15 protein-coding genes are annotated in these 17,330 nt (G+C 70.3%); 9 read left to right on the forward strand and 6 right to left on the reverse strand.

Going from position 1 to position 17,330, the window contains the following annotated elements:
• Positions 1-244 precede the first annotated feature (244 nt).
• Together bpln_RS32180 and bpln_RS32185 are read left to right on the forward strand one after the other, a co-directional pair.
• A complete protein-coding gene (locus bpln_RS32180) occupies positions 245-1,768 on the forward strand; it encodes a peptide MFS transporter (protein WP_042629118.1) in 1,524 nt (507 codons plus the stop codon).
• A 102-nt stretch (positions 1,769-1,870) separates the two neighbouring features.
• A complete protein-coding gene (locus tag bpln_RS32185; RefSeq protein WP_042629671.1) occupies positions 1,871-2,077 on the forward strand; it encodes a hypothetical protein in 207 nt (68 codons plus the stop codon).
• 128 nt (positions 2,078-2,205) lie between these two features.
• On the opposite strand, the gene bpln_RS32190 is transcribed toward bpln_RS32185, so the two are convergent.
• The 3 genes from bpln_RS32190 to bpln_RS32200 form a co-directional block, all read right to left on the reverse strand.
• Entirely contained in the window at positions 2,206-3,324 is a 1,119-nt protein-coding gene (locus bpln_RS32190; protein WP_042629119.1) for an OpgC domain-containing protein, read from the reverse strand.
• Positions 3,325-3,789: 465 nt separating this feature from the next.
• Complete coding sequence (rarD, locus tag bpln_RS32195; RefSeq protein WP_055141083.1) at positions 3,790-4,686, reverse strand: EamA family transporter RarD; 897 nt, start codon at positions 4,684-4,686, stop codon at positions 3,790-3,792.
• A gap of 13 nt (positions 4,687-4,699) precedes the next feature.
• Positions 4,700-4,996 (reverse strand): acylphosphatase, encoded by a 297-nt coding sequence (locus bpln_RS32200; protein ID WP_042629121.1) that lies wholly within the window; start codon positions 4,994-4,996, stop codon positions 4,700-4,702.
• A 171-nt stretch (positions 4,997-5,167) separates the two neighbouring features.
• On the opposite strand from bpln_RS32200, the gene hpnA reads away from it, so the two are divergent.
• Both hpnA and bpln_RS32210 read left to right on the forward strand, forming a co-directional pair.
• Positions 5,168-6,178, forward strand: coding sequence for a hopanoid-associated sugar epimerase (gene hpnA, locus bpln_RS32205; RefSeq protein WP_042629122.1), 1,011 nt, complete (start codon positions 5,168-5,170; stop codon positions 6,176-6,178).
• Between the two features lie 352 nt (positions 6,179-6,530).
• A complete protein-coding gene (locus bpln_RS32210) occupies positions 6,531-8,030 on the forward strand; it encodes a hypothetical protein (protein ID WP_055141084.1) in 1,500 nt (499 codons plus the stop codon).
• 131 nt (positions 8,031-8,161) lie between these two features.
• On the opposite strand, the gene bpln_RS32215 is transcribed toward bpln_RS32210, so the two are convergent.
• A complete protein-coding gene (locus bpln_RS32215; RefSeq protein ID WP_042629124.1) occupies positions 8,162-9,349 on the reverse strand; it encodes a glycosyltransferase in 1,188 nt (395 codons plus the stop codon).
• Positions 9,350-9,721: 372 nt separating this feature from the next.
• Between bpln_RS32215 and ispH the strand changes: the two genes are divergently transcribed.
• Both ispH and hpnH read left to right on the forward strand, forming a co-directional pair.
• Positions 9,722-10,663, forward strand: a complete 942-nt coding sequence (gene ispH / locus bpln_RS32220; protein ID WP_055141085.1) for a 4-hydroxy-3-methylbut-2-enyl diphosphate reductase — start codon at positions 9,722-9,724, stop codon at positions 10,661-10,663.
• A 12-nt stretch (positions 10,664-10,675) separates the two neighbouring features.
• The gene (gene hpnH / locus bpln_RS32225) at positions 10,676-11,836 is read left to right on the forward strand and encodes an adenosyl-hopene transferase HpnH (RefSeq protein ID WP_042629126.1); all 1,161 of its coding nucleotides are present in this window, start codon (positions 10,676-10,678) and stop codon (positions 11,834-11,836) included.
• A 162-nt stretch (positions 11,837-11,998) separates the two neighbouring features.
• On the opposite strand, the gene bpln_RS32230 is transcribed toward hpnH, so the two are convergent.
• A complete protein-coding gene (locus bpln_RS32230) occupies positions 11,999-13,318 on the reverse strand; it encodes an MFS transporter (protein WP_055141086.1) in 1,320 nt (439 codons plus the stop codon).
• 299 nt (positions 13,319-13,617) lie between these two features.
• Entirely contained in the window at positions 13,618-14,703 is a 1,086-nt protein-coding gene (locus tag bpln_RS32235) for a tartrate dehydrogenase (RefSeq protein WP_055141087.1), read from the reverse strand.
• 111 nt (positions 14,704-14,814) lie between these two features.
• Here bpln_RS32235 and bpln_RS32240 point away from each other — a divergent pair, with 111 nt between their 5' ends.
• The 3 genes from bpln_RS32240 to bpln_RS32250 all read left to right on the forward strand — a co-directional run bounded on the left by bpln_RS32240 (position 14,815) and on the right by bpln_RS32250 (position 17,051).
• Positions 14,815-15,804 carry a LysR substrate-binding domain-containing protein gene (locus tag bpln_RS32240; protein WP_080937591.1) on the forward strand — a complete coding sequence of 330 codons (990 nt, stop codon included), beginning with the start codon at positions 14,815-14,817 and terminating at the stop codon, positions 15,802-15,804.
• A gap of 108 nt (positions 15,805-15,912) precedes the next feature.
• Entirely contained in the window at positions 15,913-16,503 is a 591-nt protein-coding gene (locus bpln_RS32245) for a chromate transporter (RefSeq protein ID WP_055141088.1), read from the forward strand.
• Between the two features lie 11 nt (positions 16,504-16,514).
• Positions 16,515-17,051 (forward strand): chromate transporter, encoded by a 537-nt coding sequence (locus bpln_RS32250; protein WP_042629130.1) that lies wholly within the window; start codon positions 16,515-16,517, stop codon positions 17,049-17,051.
• Positions 17,052-17,330 lie beyond the last annotated feature (279 nt).

Consider the following 17,330-nt stretch of genomic DNA (forward strand, 5'->3'; position numbering starts at 1 on the left):
CGTATGACATGAAAGCTGCCGTTCCCCTGCCGCGCGCGCCGCGTGATCGCGCCGCCGCGGCCCACTCCGCAGACCGCGCCGCGTGCGCGCCGCGCCGCCGCCGCCGTCATCACGCAAGCACCGCCCCGCCTCCCGCTCCCCGCCTTTGCGCACGCTGACGCGCCATCCGCGACGGCGCACGATTCCAGACCGGCCGCCTCCGTCCCTCGCGCCGCGGCCCCTCACCCAACAATCGAGGAAAACAATGTCAGACTCAACTCCGGTATCCCAGACCCGCTCGTTCGCGACGGTGTCCCTGATCGAAATGTGGGAGCGCTTCGGCTACTACGGCATGGTCGCGCTGATGGTGCTGTTCATGGTCGAGAAGCTCGGCTTCGACGACAGCTACGCGAACCTGACCTGGGGCGCGTTCGTCGCGCTGATCTACGCATCGCCGGCGATCGGCGGCTGGATCGGCGACCACGTGCTCGGCACGCGGCGCACCATGATCGTCGGCGCGGTGGTGCTGGCCGCGGGCTATCTGATGCTAGCGCTGCCGAACGACAACCTGCAGTTCCTCTACGCCTCGCTCGGCGTGATGGTGGTGGGCAACGGCCTGTTCAAGGCCAACGCCGCGAACCTCGTGCGCCGCATCTACGAAGGCGACGACGCGCGCCTCGACAGCGCGTTCACGATCTACTACATGGCGGTCAACGTCGGCTCGACCGTGTCGATGCTGGTCACGCCGTGGATCAAGGACCGCTGGGGCTGGCACCCGGCGTTCGCGGTCTGCTGCGCGGGCATGGCGCTCGGCATCCTCAACTACCTGTTGATGCACCGCACGCTCGCCCGGGTCGGCTCGCGCCCCGACAATGCGCCGGTGCGCTGGGGCCGCGCCGCGGGCGTGCTGGCGGGCGGCATCGCGCTCGGCGTCGCCACCATGTTCCTGCTCGGCCACAAGGCGCTCGCGGTGGCGGCGGTCTGGACGGCCGGCGTGATCGCGCTCGCGATCTTCGTCTACATGATCGCGAAGGTGGACCGCGCCGAGCGCTCCGGGCTGATCGCGGCGCTGGTGCTGATCGCGCAGGTGATCCTGTTCTTCATCTTCTACCAGCAGATGTCGACCTCGCTCACGCTGTTCGCGTTCCGCAACGTCGATCCGGGCTTCACGCTGTTCGGCACCACGCTGTTCACCTGGAGCGCGGGCCAGTTCCAGGCGCTCAACCCGATCTGGATCATGCTGCTGAGCCCGCTGCTGGTGCTGGTCTACAACGGCCTCGCGAACCGCGGCATCAACGTGCCGGTGGCGGTCAAGTACGCGCTCGGCTTCGCCGTGGTGGCGGCCGGCTTCTTCGTGTTCGCCGTGAGCGGGCGCTTCGCGGTGGACGGGCGCGTCTCGTCGTGGTTCATGGTGGGCGGCTACGGCCTCTACTCGCTCGGCGAACTGCTGGTGAGCGGCCTCGGCCTCGCGATGATCGCGCGCTACGTGCCGGCGCGCATGAGCGGCTTCATGATGGGCGCCTACTTCGTCGCGACCGGGATTTCGCAATATCTGGGCAGCGTGGTGGCGAACCTCGCGCAGATGCCGTCGCACGACCTGCCCGCCACCGCCTCGCTGCCGCTTTACGTCCATCTGTTCACGATGCTCGGCTGGGTGGCCGTGGCCGGCACCATCGTGTCCTGCCTGCTGCTGCCGCTGATGAGCCGGCTCTCGCGCGCGCACCACGAGAGCGTGAACGCCGTGCGCGGCGACGCCAACGGCCTGCAGGCCAGCGCCGCGGCTCAGTGAAATCCCTCGGCGCGCGGCTCGCGCGCCACATTCGGCCGGCGAAGCGCGCCCGCGCGTCCTACACTGAAGGCAACCCGAGGTCGGGTCATGCCGGAGAGCGAGATGAACAAGAGGACGATGCGGCTGGTGCGCCAGCTGGCCGACATCCGCCGTGCGCAGCATTGCACCGCGCTGCGCGCGGCACGCCAGGCGGCCGAGGCCGATGCCGAACTCGCGCGCGCCGCCGACGAGCCGGATGCGGCCGACGACAGCCGCGACGAACACGACGACACGCCCGCCACCGGCTCCCGTATCCGCTCACCTTCGTAGCCCCCGCGCACGGGGGCGGGCTGCGCGACTTGCGCGGCCGTTGCGAAGTTCGGTAACGGCTGCGCGCGCCGCAAAGCAAACGGCGCGCCTCGCGCGCGCCGTTCATTCTCCGGCATGCCGCCGCGCCGCTAGGCCGGCGCGCGCCGCAGCCTCGCCCACCAGCCGCCCGAACTGGCCAGCATCAGCAGGCCGCCGACCGCGATCGCGTCGGCCGCGAGCCCGATCTCGATCGGCGAGAAGTGCGGGCTCATCGAGGCGCGATGCAGCAGCGAATCGAGCGTCAGCGAGATCGCCGTGCCCACCACGTAGCAGACCAGCCCGCGCTGCCCGACAGCCACCACCGGCTGCACCGCGCGCGCGATCCGGCCGACCCAGCCGTAGCGCATCAGGTCCGCCATCAGCCAGGCGATCGCGACGAAGCTGACGATGCGCGGCCATGCGAGGTCGCGCTTGAGCACGCCCTCGGGCAGCGGCAGCCCCGAGAACAGCTTGTAGTAAGCGCAGATCGCCACGATGCCGAGCGCGATGCCGGTCAGCACGGCGCCGTGCGGGCGCGACGCGACGCTGCGATAGATCGGCTGGCAGCGCGCCAGCGCGCCGAGCACGAACATCAGCTGCCACGCGAACGGATTGAAGCTCCACTTGAACGAGGGCGTGTCGAGCAGCTGCGCGCCGAGCCAGCCCGAGGCGAGCCAGGACGCGATGCCCGCCGCGAACAGCCACGCCGGATGCCGGCGCGCGAGCGGCACGATGGCCGGCGTCGCGAGCGCGAACAGCACGTACATCGGCAGCACCGAGGCGAGATAGGGCTGGCGCTGGAACGTCAGCACCTCGACCAGGCCCGTGAGCGGCGTGGCCAGCATCACGCTGACGTCGTCGAGCGCCATGTTCGGCGAATCGATGCCGTAGTGATCGAGCACGGCCGAGACCACCAGCATCAGCGTGGTGGTGGCGAGGAACGCGCGATAGATCTGCACCGCGCGGCGCATGAAGCGGCGCCGCGCGGCGTCGGCGCCATGCCGCTCGGACATCGCGACGAACGCGCTCGCCGCCGCGAAGCCGCCGAGGAACACGAACACCTCGGCCGCGTCGCAAAGCGCGAACGCATGCAGCGTGATCTTCGAGACGATGCTGCCGCCGATGTGATCGACCACGATCATCAGCAGCACGATCCCGCGAAAGAAGTCGATTTCGATCAGACGGCCGGAACGCGGCGGCGCCGATGCGCGCGCGTTCGTTACCGCCATGATGACGCTCCGTGATGGCGCCGCGACGGGTGTCGCGCTTCACGCCGGGCGCCACGCGCGAACGGCGCGACGAGCGAAAGGCAGGCGCGTGGGGAAGCGACGGGGGATACCGGAAACGCGAGCCGCGCGGCGATACACGTATGCCTGTATCGCGCGCGCCGAAGCGCTGAAGCGAGGACTGGACCGTTCATCTGGAAGCCGCATACGGAAGTTCGACGGTCCGGAAAGTCTAATCGCCGCTAAGGACATACCCTAAGTAACAAAGTGCAACCAATTCTTCCGATCGATGACTGACGGCCTTGTCAGGCAATGGTCAGCGCGATGTCGGCGGAGCGACCACGCATCGTCATGATGGATCGGATGCCGAAATGATTCGCGCGGCGTGCATGGAACTTGCGGGATTCATTTCAGAGCGTCCGGAATGCGCCGTGCCCACATTGCGGGACGCGGCGGAGGCGGCGATATTCAGGCGCGCACGCGGCGCATCAGCAGGTAGCTGTGCCATGCCGTCAGCGCGACGGCGATCCAGATCGGGCCGTAGGTGCCGAGCTGCTGCATGCTCAGCGATTCGCCGAGCAGCAGCACGGCGGCCGCCACGATCAGCACCGGCTCGACGTAGCCGAGGATGCCGAACAGCGCCATTGGCAGCATCCGGCTCGCCTTCAGGTAGCAGCCGAGCGCGAGCGTGCTGAGCACGCCGAGCCCCGGCAGCCACAGTGCCCAGAGCACCGGGTGGCCGGCCACCGGCGTGCCGATCGCGGCGAGCGTGACGAGCGCCACCGGCAGCAGCGCGACCATCTCGACCGCGAACAGCGTGAGCGGTTCGACGTCGATGCGACGGCGCAGCATGAAGTACGGCGGATAACCGAGCGCGACCACCAGCGTCGGCCACGCGAACGCGCGCGTGACCCACACCTCGTGCGCCACGCCGGCCGCCGCGCAGGCGATCGCGCACCACTGCAGCAGCGACAGCGACTCGCGATAGATGAAGCGGCCGACCAGCACCATCGTCAGCGGCAGCAGGAAATAGCCGAGCGACACCTCGAGCATGCGGCCGTGCAGCGGTGCCCACAGGAACAGCCACAGCTGCACGCCGAGCATGGCCGTGCCGGCGCCGACCGCGAGCGCGAGGCGGCGCGTGCCGCACACGCGCCGCACGAAGCCGACCAGCTCGCCGAAGCGGCCGCGCATCGCCACCAGCAGCAGCGCGCCCGGCAACGTCCAGACGATGCGCCACGCGAAGATGTCGAGGCCGGTGAGCGGCGCGAGCAGCTTCACGTAGACCGACAGCAGCGCGAACAGCATGGACGCGGCAACCGACAGCGTGACGCCGCGCTGCGCATCCGGGTGATCGTGAATCATCTCCCGCGTCGCCTCAATGTTGCTGGAAGCGCTCGAAGCGCTTGTTGGTCTGCCGCTCCTCGAATTCGACTTCGCTCACGCGCGCCGCCGGCGGCCCATGCCGCAGCCAGGCCAGCATGCGGTCGATCTGCGGCCCCGGGCCCTGGATCATCGCCTCGACGGAACCGTCCTCGAGATTGGCCACCCAGCCGCGCAGCTTCAGCGCATGCGCCTCGCGCACGGTCGCGTGCCGGAAGCCCACACCCTGCACGACGCCGCGCACGCGCACGTAGATCGTTTCGATCCGCTCGTCGAGATCCTTGCCGCTCATGTCCGTCCCCATCCGGTTGCCTCAGAGCCCCGCATTGTAGTCGGCCCGCCTGCCCCGCGCCGCGCGGCGCAACGCGCGCGGGAGGCGCGAGCGACGCCGGCTGCACGTACAATCGCGCATCACGCACAACCGCCGCGCGCCCGAGCTGCGCACGCGGCTCCGAGGAATGGCATGACAGACACACAACGCGATCTCGTACTTGTCACCGGCGCGTCCGGCTTCGTCGGCTCCGCCGTGGCACGCATCGCGCAGGCGCGGGGCCATGCGGTGCGCGTGTTGGTGCGCGCCACGAGCCCGCGCACCAACGTCGCCGGCCTCGACGCGGAAGTCGTCACCGGCGACATGCGCGACGAGGCGTCGATGCGCCAGGCGCTGCGCGGGGTGCGCTACCTGCTGCACGTGGCCGCCGACTACCGGCTCTGGGCACCCGATCCACGCGAAATCGAGCGCGCCAACCTGGAAGGCGCCGTCGCCACGATGCGCGCGGCGCTCGCCGAGGGCGTCGAGCGCATCGTCTATACCAGCAGCGTCGCCACGCTGAAGGTGACCAGCTCCGGCGACTCGACCGACGAAACCTCGCCGCTCGCCGCCGGGCAGGCGATCGGCGTCTACAAGCGCAGCAAGGTGCTGGCCGAGCGTGCCGTCGAGCGCATGATCGCCGAGGACGGCCTGCCCGCCGTGATCGTCAACCCGTCCACGCCGATCGGCCCGCGCGACGTGAAGCCGACGCCGACCGGGCGGATCATCGTCGAGGCCGCCACCGGCAAGATTCCCGCGTTCGTCGACACGGGCCTGAACCTGGTCCACGTCGACGACGTCGCGCACGGCCATTTCCTCGCGCTCGAGAAAGGCCGCATCGGCGAGCGCTACATCCTCGGCGGCGAGAACCTGCCGCTGCAGCAGATGCTGGCCGACATCGCGGCGATGACGGGCCGCAAGCCGCCGACCATCGCGCTGCCGCGCTGGCCGCTCTATCCGCTCGCGGTCGCGGCCGAGGCGGTGGCGAAATTCACGAAGCGCGAGCCGTTCGTGACCGTCGACGGGCTGAAGATGTCGAAGAACAAGATGTACTTCACGTCGGCGAAGGCCGAGCGCGAACTCGGCTACCGCGCGCGGCCTTACCGCGACGGCCTGCGCGACGCGCTCGACTGGTTCCGCGAGGCGGGTTATCTGACGCGCTGAACGGGCGGCGGGTGGCCGGCCCAGCCATGCCCGCGCGCGTACACGCCGGGTCGATGTGAGCGCCCGCTTCGGGTGTTTGCGGGCTTGCGGGCTTGCGGGCTTGCGGGCTTGCGGGCTTGCGGGCTTGCGGGCTTGCGGGCTTGCGGGCGACGACGCTACGCGGGGGCCGCGAATTTCGATACCGCCGCGTTCGCGCGTCATCCAGTTGTCGTACCGAAGGGCGACGTTTCGCACGATCTGACAGCGCATGGGCGCCGATTCCTGCGCCGGGCCAGCACTTTGTTACACGTCAGGCCCGAACCGCGCACGGCGCAACGGGTAGAATCGCGGGTCTTACGTAGAGAAAGCACGCATGAACCTGAACGATCAGATCGACGCGCTCGGTACGGGCATCGATCAGCTCATCCATACCGCACGCACGGTAGCGGGAGCCGCGAAGGCCGCGATCGACAACGCGGCCGCCGATCAGGCCGCCGCCAAGGCCGCCACCGACGAGGCGAACGCCGCACGCGCGGCCGCCGAACAGATTGCCGCCGAACGCGCGGCCACCGAAGCCCTTCACGAACAGATGCGCGCGGTGCAGGCCGCGGCCGAATCGGCCGCCGCCCAGGCCGTGACCGACAAGACCGCCGCTGAAGCGCTCGCGGCCAGCGCCACGGCCGAGCGCGCGGCAGTGCAAGCCGCGACCGCGCAGGCGGCAGCGGATCGCGAGGCGGCGCAAGCCGCGGCGAAGCAAGCTGCTGCCGATCTCGAAGCGGCGCAAGCCGCCATCAAGCAAGCCGCCGCCGACCGGGAAGCCGCCGAGGCCATCGTCAAGCAAGCCGTCGCCGATCGCGAAGCGGCGGAAGCCGCCATCAAGCAAGCCGTCGCCGACCGGGAAGCCGCCGAAGCTGCGTCGAAGCAAGCTGCCGCCGACCGCGAGGCTGCCGACGCGATCGTCAGGCAGGCGGCCGCCGAGCGCGAAGCGGCGGAAGCCGTCATCAAGCAAGCCGCTGCCGACCGCGAGGCCGCCGAGGCCATCGTCAAGCAAGCCGCGGCCGAGCGCGAAGCCCACGCCGCCCAACGCGGCGCCGAACACGACGCCACCGCGCAGCAGGTCGCCGCCGAACGCGCGACGGCCGAAACCGCCGCCCGGCACGCCGCGGCCGACCTCGACGCGGCCGAAGCCGCGCGCCGCGAGGCAAACGCCGCGCGCGAGGCCGCCATCGAAGCCGCCGAGCGCGCCGCTCGCGACCGCGAGGCGGCCGATTCGCTGGCCGCGCAAATCCGCGCCGACCGCGCCGCGCTGGCCGACGCGGCCGGGCAGTTCGAAGCCGAGCGCACGGCAGCCAAGACGGCGGCATCGCTTGCCGCCGCCGACAAGGCCGCGGCCGAGCTGCTCGCCGCCCAGGCCGCCTCCGACAAGGCCGCCGCCGAGGAAGCGCTGCGCGAGGCCATCGAGAGGGAAGCGGCGCTCGAACAGTCCGCCGCCAAGGCGAACTCCGTCACGAACGCCGAAGTCAAGCCCGACACGCAGCCCGAAGCGAACACCGCGCCCCGCCTGATCGTCTCCCGTCCCGCGCAGGACGCGCTGGTGCTGGCGATCGGCGAACGCGAGATCCCGCTGTCGCCGCAGCAGCTGAGCCAGCTGATCGAGGAACTCGCGCACGCGCGCGCCTCAATGACGCTCGAGCAGCCGCACGGCCTGCCGTCCGGCTGGCGCTTCGTCTCGACGCGCAATCCGATGATGGCGGTGCAGAAGCAGTCGAACGGCGACCGCCTGCTGGTCGCGCGTCATACCGGTTACGGCTGGGTGCCGTTCACGTTCTCGCCCGACACCGTGATCCAGATGTACATGCTGCTCACGCAATAACGCGCACCGCCCCGGAAGCCGGGCGCGGCCCGAACGGGAGCGACGGCGCCCCAAGCGAAAACGGCACACGGTGCGCAACCGTGTGCCGTTTTTTCATGCCGCCAGACCAGGCGACGGACGTCCGCCGGCGCTCAGCGCTCCACCGGCGCCTGCACGCGCGCCTTCCACTGGCCGCCCTTGCCGCGCCAGTAGCGCCACGCGGACGCGAACGTCGCGCCGTTATAGAACAGCGCGACGAGCGGCAGCGCGGGCGCCCACAGCAGCGAGCGCCGGTAGTAGGCCAGCATCGGCGCGTAGGACGCGCTCATCGCCGCCCATGCGAGCCAGGCCGGCCACGCGCGCGCGCCGCAGGCCAGCGCGGCCACCGGCGGCAGCAGGTAGATGATCGACATGCCGACCAGCGTGCCCGCCAGCAGCAGCGGCGAATAACGCAGCTGCGTGAACGCGGTGCGCGCGATCATGTTCCAGATGTCGCGCCAGCTGTCATACGGGCGCAGCGACACGCTGCGATCGGCAAGGTCAAGCCGGATCGGATGATGCTGGCCGCCGCGGAACTTGATCTTGGCGGCCAGGCTGCAATCGTCGATCAGCGCGCCGCGAATCGACTCGATCCCGCCTGCCTCTTCCAGCGCCGCGCGCCGCACCAGCATGCAGCCGCCGGCCGCGCCGGCGGTCTTGCTGCGCGTGTTGTTGATCCACGAGAACGGGTAGAGCTTCGCGAAGAAGAACACGAAGGCCGGGATCAGCGCCTTTTCCCAGAACGAGTCGCAGCGCAGCCGCACCATCAGCGATACCAGATCGCGGCCTTCCGCCTGGGCGCGCGTGACGAGCTGGGTCACCGCGTCGGCCGGATGGCCGATGTCCGCGTCGGTCAGCAGCAGGTAGTCGGCCGGCAGCCCATGCGTGCGCACCGCGGCGATGCCCTGCGACTGCGCCCAGACCTTGCCCGACCAGCCGGACGGCAGCGGCTGCGCGCTCAGCACGGTGAGCCGGTCGGCGTGCCGGGCGGCCAGCGCCGCCGCGCGCGCGGCATCGGCCGTGCCGTCGGTGCTGTGGTCGTCCACCACGATCACGTGCAGCGCGCCGGGGTAATCCTGCCGCACCAGCGAGGTGACGGCCTCGCCGATCACGTCCACCTCGTTGCGCGCCGGCACCACCACCGCCACCGCCGGCCAGCCGTCGGCGGCGGCCGCGCCGCGCGCCTCGGCCGGCAGCGGAGCGGCCGGGCGCGCACGCCAGAAGCCACCGCGCGCGAACAGCAGCACGCACCAGATAATCAGGGACACACACGACAGGACGAACACGATCGCGAGCGTCATGCGCGACCCTCCATGGCCGCGCCGGCCGGCCGGTTGGCCGCCCGTTCGGCCGCAAAATTCGGGGACACACCAATCAGTTCGACTTCCATCCAGTCCGCCTGTGAGCCGGCGCGAGCCCCATCGGCCGCCGGACGCGTTCAAAACCGCGTAGTGTAGCCGGGTTCCGCGGCAGCGGTCGCGGCGCCCCGGTACTGCGCACACAGCAACAGATTGGTACTGGGGAAAGCACGAAGGAGCCGATAGCGTTAAAATGCGCGATTAATTTTGGATGCCGGTAAATTCTGAACCGGCATTGATAAACATCAAGTTGGGGCGATCGAGCCGGCTGACCGGCTCTCTCGAACCCCGCGCTGTCGTCGGAGTTCGCCCTTTATGCGAGTCATTCTTGCCCAACCCCGGGGCTTCTGTGCGGGCGTGGTCCGTGCCATCGAGATCGTCGATCGGGCGCTGCAGCAGCATGGCGCGCCCGTCTACGTCCGGCACGAGATCGTCCACAACCGCCACGTGGTGGACAATCTGCGGAACAAGGGGGCGAAATTCGTCGAGGAACTGCACGAGGTGCCGCACGGCGCCGTGGCGATCTTCAGCGCGCACGGCGTGGCCCAGGCCGTCGAAAAGGACGCCGAGGCCCGCGGCCTCGACGTGCTCGACGCCACCTGCCCGCTCGTCACGAAGGTCCACGTGCAGGGCCGGCAGTACGTGTCGGCCGGGCGCCGCCTGATCCTGATCGGCCACGCCGGCCATCCGGAGGTGGAAGGCACGGTCGGGCAGATCCCGGGCGAAGTGATCCTGGTGCAGAGCGAGGCCGAGGTCGCGACGCTGGAACTGCCGGTGGATACGCCGGTCGCCTACGTGACGCAGACCACGCTGTCGGTGGACGACACGCGCGGCATCATCGAGGCGCTGACGCGCCGCTTCACCGACATCGTCGGCCCCGACACGCGCGACATCTGCTACGCCACCCAGAACCGCCAGGCCGCCGTGCGCGAGCTCAGCAGCCAGGTGGACGTGCTGGTCGTGGTCGGCGCGACGAACAGCTCCAACTCGAACCGCCTGCGCGAGATCGGCACCGAAAGCGGTGTGCCGAGCTACCTCGTCGCCGACGGCTCCGAGATCCGCGCCGAATGGTTCGCCGGCGCACACACGGTCGGCCTCACCGCGGGCGCCTCGGCGCCCGAGGAGATGGTCGAGGACGTGATCGGCGCGCTGCGCGCCCTGGGCCCCGTGGAGGTCGTCACGATGGCGGGCCGCGAGGAAAAAGTCGAATTCAAGCTGCCGGCGAAGCTCATGCAAGCTGTCGCCCGCGAAGTTTAAGGAGGACATCTCTTGTCTATTCCGCTGCTCCAGCAAGTCCGTGTGGGCGCATACATCGTGCGCAACCACCTGTCCGGCAACAAACGCTACCCGCTCGCGCTGATGCTCGAGCCGCTGTTCCGTTGCAACCTCGCCTGCAATGGCTGCGGGAAGATCGATTATCCGGACCCGATCCTGAACCAGCGCCTGTCGATCGAGGAATGCCTGCAGGCCGTCGACGAGTGCGGCGCGCCGGTGGTGTCGATCGCCGGCGGCGAGCCGCTGCTGCACCGTGACATGCCGGAAATCGTCAAGGGCATCATGAAGCGCAAGAAGTTCGTGTATCTCTGCACGAACGCGCTGCTGATGGAAAAGAAGATGGACGACTACCAGCCGAGCCCGTACTTCGTCTGGTCGGTCCACCTCGACGGCGACCAGCAGATGCACGACCACTCGGTCTCGCAGGACGGCGTCTACGAGAAGGCGGTGGCGGCCATCAAGGAAGCGAAGCGCCGCGGTTTCCGCGTCAACATCAACTGCACGCTGTTCAACGACGCGATCCCCGAGCGCGTGGCGAAGTTCTTCGACACGCTCAAGCCGATCGGCGTGGACGGCATCACGGTGTCGCCGGGCTATGCCTACGAGCGCGCGCCGGACCAGCAGCACTTCCTGAACCGCGACAAGACCAAGAACCTGTTCCGCGAGATCCTCAAGCGCGGCGAAGGCGGCAAGCGCTGGTCGTTCAGCCAGTCGTCGCTGTTCCTCGACTTCCTGGCCGGCAACCAGAGCTACAAATGCACGCCGTGGGGCAACCCGGCGCGCACGGTGTTCGGCTGGCAGAAGCCGTGCTATCTGGTCGGCGAAGGTTACGTGAAGACCTTCAAGGAGCTGATGGAAACCACCGAGTGGGACAACTACGGCGTGGGCAACTACGAGAAGTGCGCGGACTGCATGGTCCACTGCGGCTTCGAGGCCACCGCCGTGATGGACACCATCTCGAACCCGCTCAAGGCGCTGCGCGTGAGCCGCAAGGGCATCAACACGGAAGGCGCGTTCGCTCCGGACATCCCGATCGACAAGCAGCGTCCGGCCGAGTACGTGTTCTCGCGCCACGTCGAGATCAAGCTCGAAGAGATCAAGGTGGCCGGCAAGGGCAAGCTGCAGAAGCCGGCGAAGACCGCCAACGCGGTCTGAGCCACGGGCGGGGCGGGCGCGCGTCGCCTGCCTTGCCGGGGTTGACCGGTTTCACTGCCTGCGCGGGACACGACGAGGGCGCCCCGGACTCATGGTCCGGGGCGCCCTCGTGCTTTTTTGGCGCGGCGCGCCGCGCTCCTTCGGGATTCCTTCCGTGTTCCCTCAACGTTCGCCGCGTCCCGCCGTCAGCGCCGCCGCGCGCGCGCCGGGCGCGGCCTGCCGGCTCAGCACCAGCGTCAGCACGGCCGACAGCGCGAGGCTCGCCCCCACCACGTACAGCCCGGCCGCGTAGCCGCCCGTCACGCCCTTGAGCCAGCCGATCGCGAACGGTCCGACGAAGCCGCCGAGGTTGCCGATCGAGTTGATCATCGCGATCCCGGCCGCCGCGCCGGAGCCCGACAGGAACAGGCTCGGCATCGCCCAGAGCGGCGCCTTGGCGGCGCTGATGCCGACGTTGACGATCACCAGCGCCGCGATCACGCCCACGATGGTCGTCGAGCCGCCCGCGAACACGAAGCCGACGCAGGCCAGCGCGCACGGGATCACTACGTGCCAGGTGCGCTCGCCGGTGCGATCGGAGTGGCGCGCCCAGAGAATCATCGCCACCACCGCGAGCACGCTCGGGATCGCGTTCAGCAGGCCCGTCTGCAGCGAGCCGAAGCCGTACTGGCGGATGATCAGCGGCGCCCAAAGCCCGAGCGTGTAGAGCCCCGCCGAGGTGCCGAAATAGATCAGCGCCAGCGCCAGCACGCGCGCATCGCGCAGCGCCGCGATCGGTCCGATCGTGTGGCCGGCGCGCGCGTGGCGCGCGTCCGTTTCGGACTTCAGCTTCGCGATCAGCCAGGCGCGCTCGTCGTCGGCGAGCCAGTGCGCCTGGGCCGGCGTGTCGGTCAGCGCGCGCAGCACGACGAAGCCCAGCAGCACGGCCGGCACCGCCTCGATCACGTACAGCAGCTGCCAGTCGGCCAGCCCGAAGATCGGCGGCAGCTGCATGATCGCGCCCGACAGCGGCGAGCCGAGCGCGGTCGAGATCGGCGCGGCGGCCATGAACCACGCCGCCGCCACGGCGCGCTGGCGGGTGGGGAACCACTGCGCGAGGTAGTAGATGATGCCGGGGAAGAAGCCGGCCTCGGCCACGCCGAGCAGGAAGCGCACGCTGTAGAAACTGGCCGGCCCGGTCACCAGCGCCGAGGCCGCCGAGACGATGCCCCACGAGATCATCACGCGCGCGATCCAGATGCGCGCGCCGACCTTGCTGAGGATCAGGTTCGACGGCACCTCGAACAGGAAGTAGCCGATGAAGAACAGGCCGCCGCCGAGCCCGAACGCGGTGGGCGTGAGGCCGAGCGAGGCGTTCATGGTCAGCGCGGCGAAGCCGACGTTGACGCGGTCGAGGAAGCTGACGAAGTAGAGCAGCATCACGAACGGAATGATCCGCCACATGAGCTTGCGGGTGACGCGGCTCTCGATATCGGTGGTCATGCGTGTCTCCTGCGGCCGCGCGGCGTCGGCGCCGCCGGCCGGATGCGTGATCGACGGGCTCTTGACGGCCCTGATCGACGGTGCGCCGCCCGTGCGTTCGCGCCGCCGGCGGCGGCCGCGACCACTGGACGGCGCGACTGGGAACTGCGAACTGCCCGCGGCTGGATCCGGTGCTGTCGATGGCGGGTTACCGGCCTGGCCGGCCTCGCCGCGCGCGGTGGCAAGCCGGCGTTCGCGGCGAGCCGGCGGCGGCCCGGCGGCCGCGCCGCGAACCGCCCGGCCCGGCCGTCCCGCCCGGCTCAGGCCGCCACGGCCGCGCGCTGCGCGACATGCGCGCAGACCGCCTGCGTGACCTGCTCGGTGGTCGCCTGCCCGCCGAGGTCGCCCGTATGCAGCGCCGGGTCGGCGGTCGCCGCCTCCACGGCGCGCATCACGCGCGCGGCGGCCTCGTGCTCGCCGAGGTGCTCGAGCAGCATCACCACCGACCAGAACGTGCCGACCGGATTGGCGATGCCCTTGCCCATGATGTCGAACGCCGAGCCGTGGATCGGTTCGAACATCGACGGATAGCGGCGCTCGGGATCGATGTTGCCGGTCGGCGCGATGCCGAGACTGCCGGCCAGCGCAGCGGCCAGGTCGCTGAGGATGTCGGCGTGCAGGTTGGTGGCGACGATCGTGTCGAGCGAGGCCGGGCGGTTGATCATGCGCGCCGTCGAGGCGTCGACCAGCTCCTTGTCCCAGGTCACGTCCGGGAATTCCCTGGCGATCTGCACCGCGATCTCGTCCCACATCACCATCGCGTGGCGCTGCGCGTTGCTCTTGGTGATCACCGTCAGCAGCTTGCGCGGGCGCGACTGCGCGAGCCGGAACGCGAAGCGCATGATCCGCTCCACGCCGGCGCGCGTCATCATCGACACGTCGGTGGCCGCCTCGATCGGGTGGCCCTGATGGACACGGCCGCCCACGCCCGCGTATTCGCCTTCCGAGTTCTCGCGCACGATCACCCAGTCGAGATCGCCGGGGCCGCAGCGCTTGAGCGGCGCGTCGATGCCGGGCAGGATCCGCGTCGGCCGCACGTTCGCGTACTGGTCGAAGCCCTGGCAGATCTTCAGGCGCAGGCCCCACAGCGTGACGTGGTCGGGCACGTCCGGGTCGCCGGCCGAGCCGAACAGGATCGCGTCCTTGCCGCGCAGCGCGTCGAGCCCGTCGGCCGGCATCATCACGCCGTGGCGGCGGTAGTAGTCGGCGCCCCAGTCGAAATCCTCGAACTCGAACGCGAAGCCGGCGTCCGCGCCGGCCAGCGCCTCCAGCACGCGGCGGCCGGCGGGAATCACTTCCTTGCCGATGCCGTCGCCGGGAATGGTGGCGATGCGATAGGTCTTCATGCAGGTGTCTCCGGTATCCGTCTGTCGGTGGCATGACGGTAACGCGGCGTGTCGGCGGCGAACTGCTGCTAGACTCAAAGCATCTTTAACTTCCATTCACAAGTGAGCGCCGTGACCGATGCCGTGCAAGCCGCCGATCTCGCGTTCTTCTCGACCCTCGCGGCCTCGGGCAGCCTGAGCGCGGCGGCGCGCGAGCTGGGGCTCACGCCGGCCGCGGTCAGCAAACGGCTCGCGCAGATGGAGCAGCGCGCCGGCGTGGCGCTCGTGAACCGCACCACGCGGCGCATGGCGCTCACGCCCGAGGGCGACGTGTACCTGGAGCGTGCGCGCCGCATCCTCGACGAGATCCAGCAGTTGGGCGACCTGCTGACGAGCGCCAACGACCGGCCGCGCGGCCTGCTGCGCGTGAACGCCACGCTCGGCTTCGGGCGCGGCGCGGTGGGGCCGGCGATCTCGCGCTACGCGCGGCGCTATCCGGAGGTGGACGTGCAGTTGCAGCTGTCGGTCACGCCGCCGCCGCTCACCGACGACACGTTCGACGTCTGCATCCGCTTCGGCGAGCCGCCCGATGCGCGCGTGGTGGCGCGCCGGCTCGCGCCGAACCGGCGCCTGCTGTGCGCGTCGCCGGCCTATCTGGCCGCACACGGCATGCCGCGCAAGCCGGCCGATCTGGCGCGGCACAACTGCATCGGCATCCGCCAGGGCGACGAGGCCTACGGCGTCTGGCGCCTGACCCACGGCCGCGGCGCCGCGCGCACGACCGAGGCGGTGCGGATCGGCGGCAGCCTCACCACCAACGACGGCGAGATCGCGGTGAAATGGGCGCTCGACGGCCACGGCATCCTGATGCGCGCCGAATGGGATCTGCACGACTATCTGGCCGACGGCCGGCTGGTGCTGGTGCTGCCGGGCTGCGAGACGCCCGCCGCCGACATCTACGCCGTCTATCCGCACCGGCTGCAGATGTCGGCGCGCGTGCGCACCTTCGTCGATTTCATCGCCGCCGAATTCGCGCAGCCGCGCGAGGCGCGGCCCGAGGGCCGCAAGGCGCGCGGGGCGATCGCCACCGCGCGCAAGGCGCCGCGTCGTAACGTCCGCTAACACGCGCCCACGGGCCGTCGATTGCCGCCGCACCGGCCGCGATGCTATCGTCGGCCGACGCGCCCACGCCGGTACCGCGTGCCTCCGTCACTCCCTCCACGGACCCTGATGACCCCGACCTCCCCCGCCCCGCAGCGGCCGACCACGCTCGGCCTGTTCCTGATCTTCGCCCGCATCGGCCTGACCAGCTTCGGCGGCGGCCTGAGCGGCTGGTTCCTGCGCGAGTTCGTCAACGAGCGCCGCTGGCTGTCCGAGGCCGAATTCCTCGACGGCCTCGCGCTGTCGCAGGCGCTGCCCGGCGTGAACGTGAAGAACCTCGCGATCTGGATCGGCTACCGGCTGCTCGGCTGGCGCGGCGCGACGGCGGGCTTCTGCGGCATCATCTTCCCGCCCGCGGTCGGCATCGTGCTGCTCGGCGTGCTGTTCTCGTCGATCACGCGCTTTCCGATCGCCCACATCGCGCTGGCGGGCGCGGCGGCCGCGGCGATCGGGCTGTCGCTGTCGATGGCGATCACCGCGGCGCGGCGCCTGCCGCGCCGCGTGGTGCCCTACGCGGTGTTCGCGGCCACCTTCGTGGCCGTCGCCGTGTTCCGGGTGCCGGTGCTGTGGACCGTGCTGACGGCCGGCGTGCTCAACGTCGCCTACGAATACTGGCTGCTCGGGCGCGACCCGGCCCGCGCCGACGGCGCCGACCACTGAGGAGACCGGTCATGTCCCGCACCCTCGCCGCGCTCGCCGCCCTGTTCGCGCCGCTGTCGATCGCCACGGTCGGCGGCGGCCAGACCATCATCGCCGACATGCAGCGGCAGGTGGTGGACGTCCACCACTGGATGACGCACACGCAGTTCGTCAACGATTTCGCGATCGCGCGGCTCGCGCCCGGCCCCGGCTCGCTGCTCGCGACGCTGGTGGGCTTCCAGGTGGGGGGCGCGGCGGGCGCGCTGGTGGCCACGCTGGCGCTGTTCGGCCCCACCGCGTTCCTGATGATCGCGATCACGCACATGACCTCGCGGCACCGCGACGCGCCGTGGCAGCGCGCGCTGCAGGCGGGCCTGCGGCCGGTGGCGGCGGGGCTGATCCTGGCGGCCGTCTATACGCTGATCCACGGCCTCGACGGCGGCTGGATCGCGATCGCGACCGCGCTGGTCTCGACGGGGCTGGTGATGAAGACGCGCGTGAACGCGCTGCTGCTGATCGCGGCGGGCGCCGCGTGGTTCGCGCTGCTGCGGGCCTGCGGCGTGCTGTGAACGCGCCGTGAGCGCCGCGTCGAACGCCGACATGCCGCGACCGTTCCACCGGGAATAAGCGATCCGCGATGTTCACGGGCCGGCCGATCGGACAGAATGGCCGCAGTCGGTCGCTGACCCCGGGCCGACTGCAGAGTTGAGACGATTGTCAGGCCGCTCCCGCGAGCGGCCTTTTTTTTGTCGGCGCGCGACGCACGCATGCGCCGGCCGGACCTCCCGGCCTGATGCCGTCACGCATCACGCGGCGCCGGCCCGCGTCACGTTACACGCACGTAACAT

It is taken from the genome of Burkholderia plantarii, from assembly GCF_001411805.1.
GTDB classification, from domain to species: Bacteria; Pseudomonadota; Gammaproteobacteria; order Burkholderiales; family Burkholderiaceae; genus Burkholderia; species Burkholderia plantarii.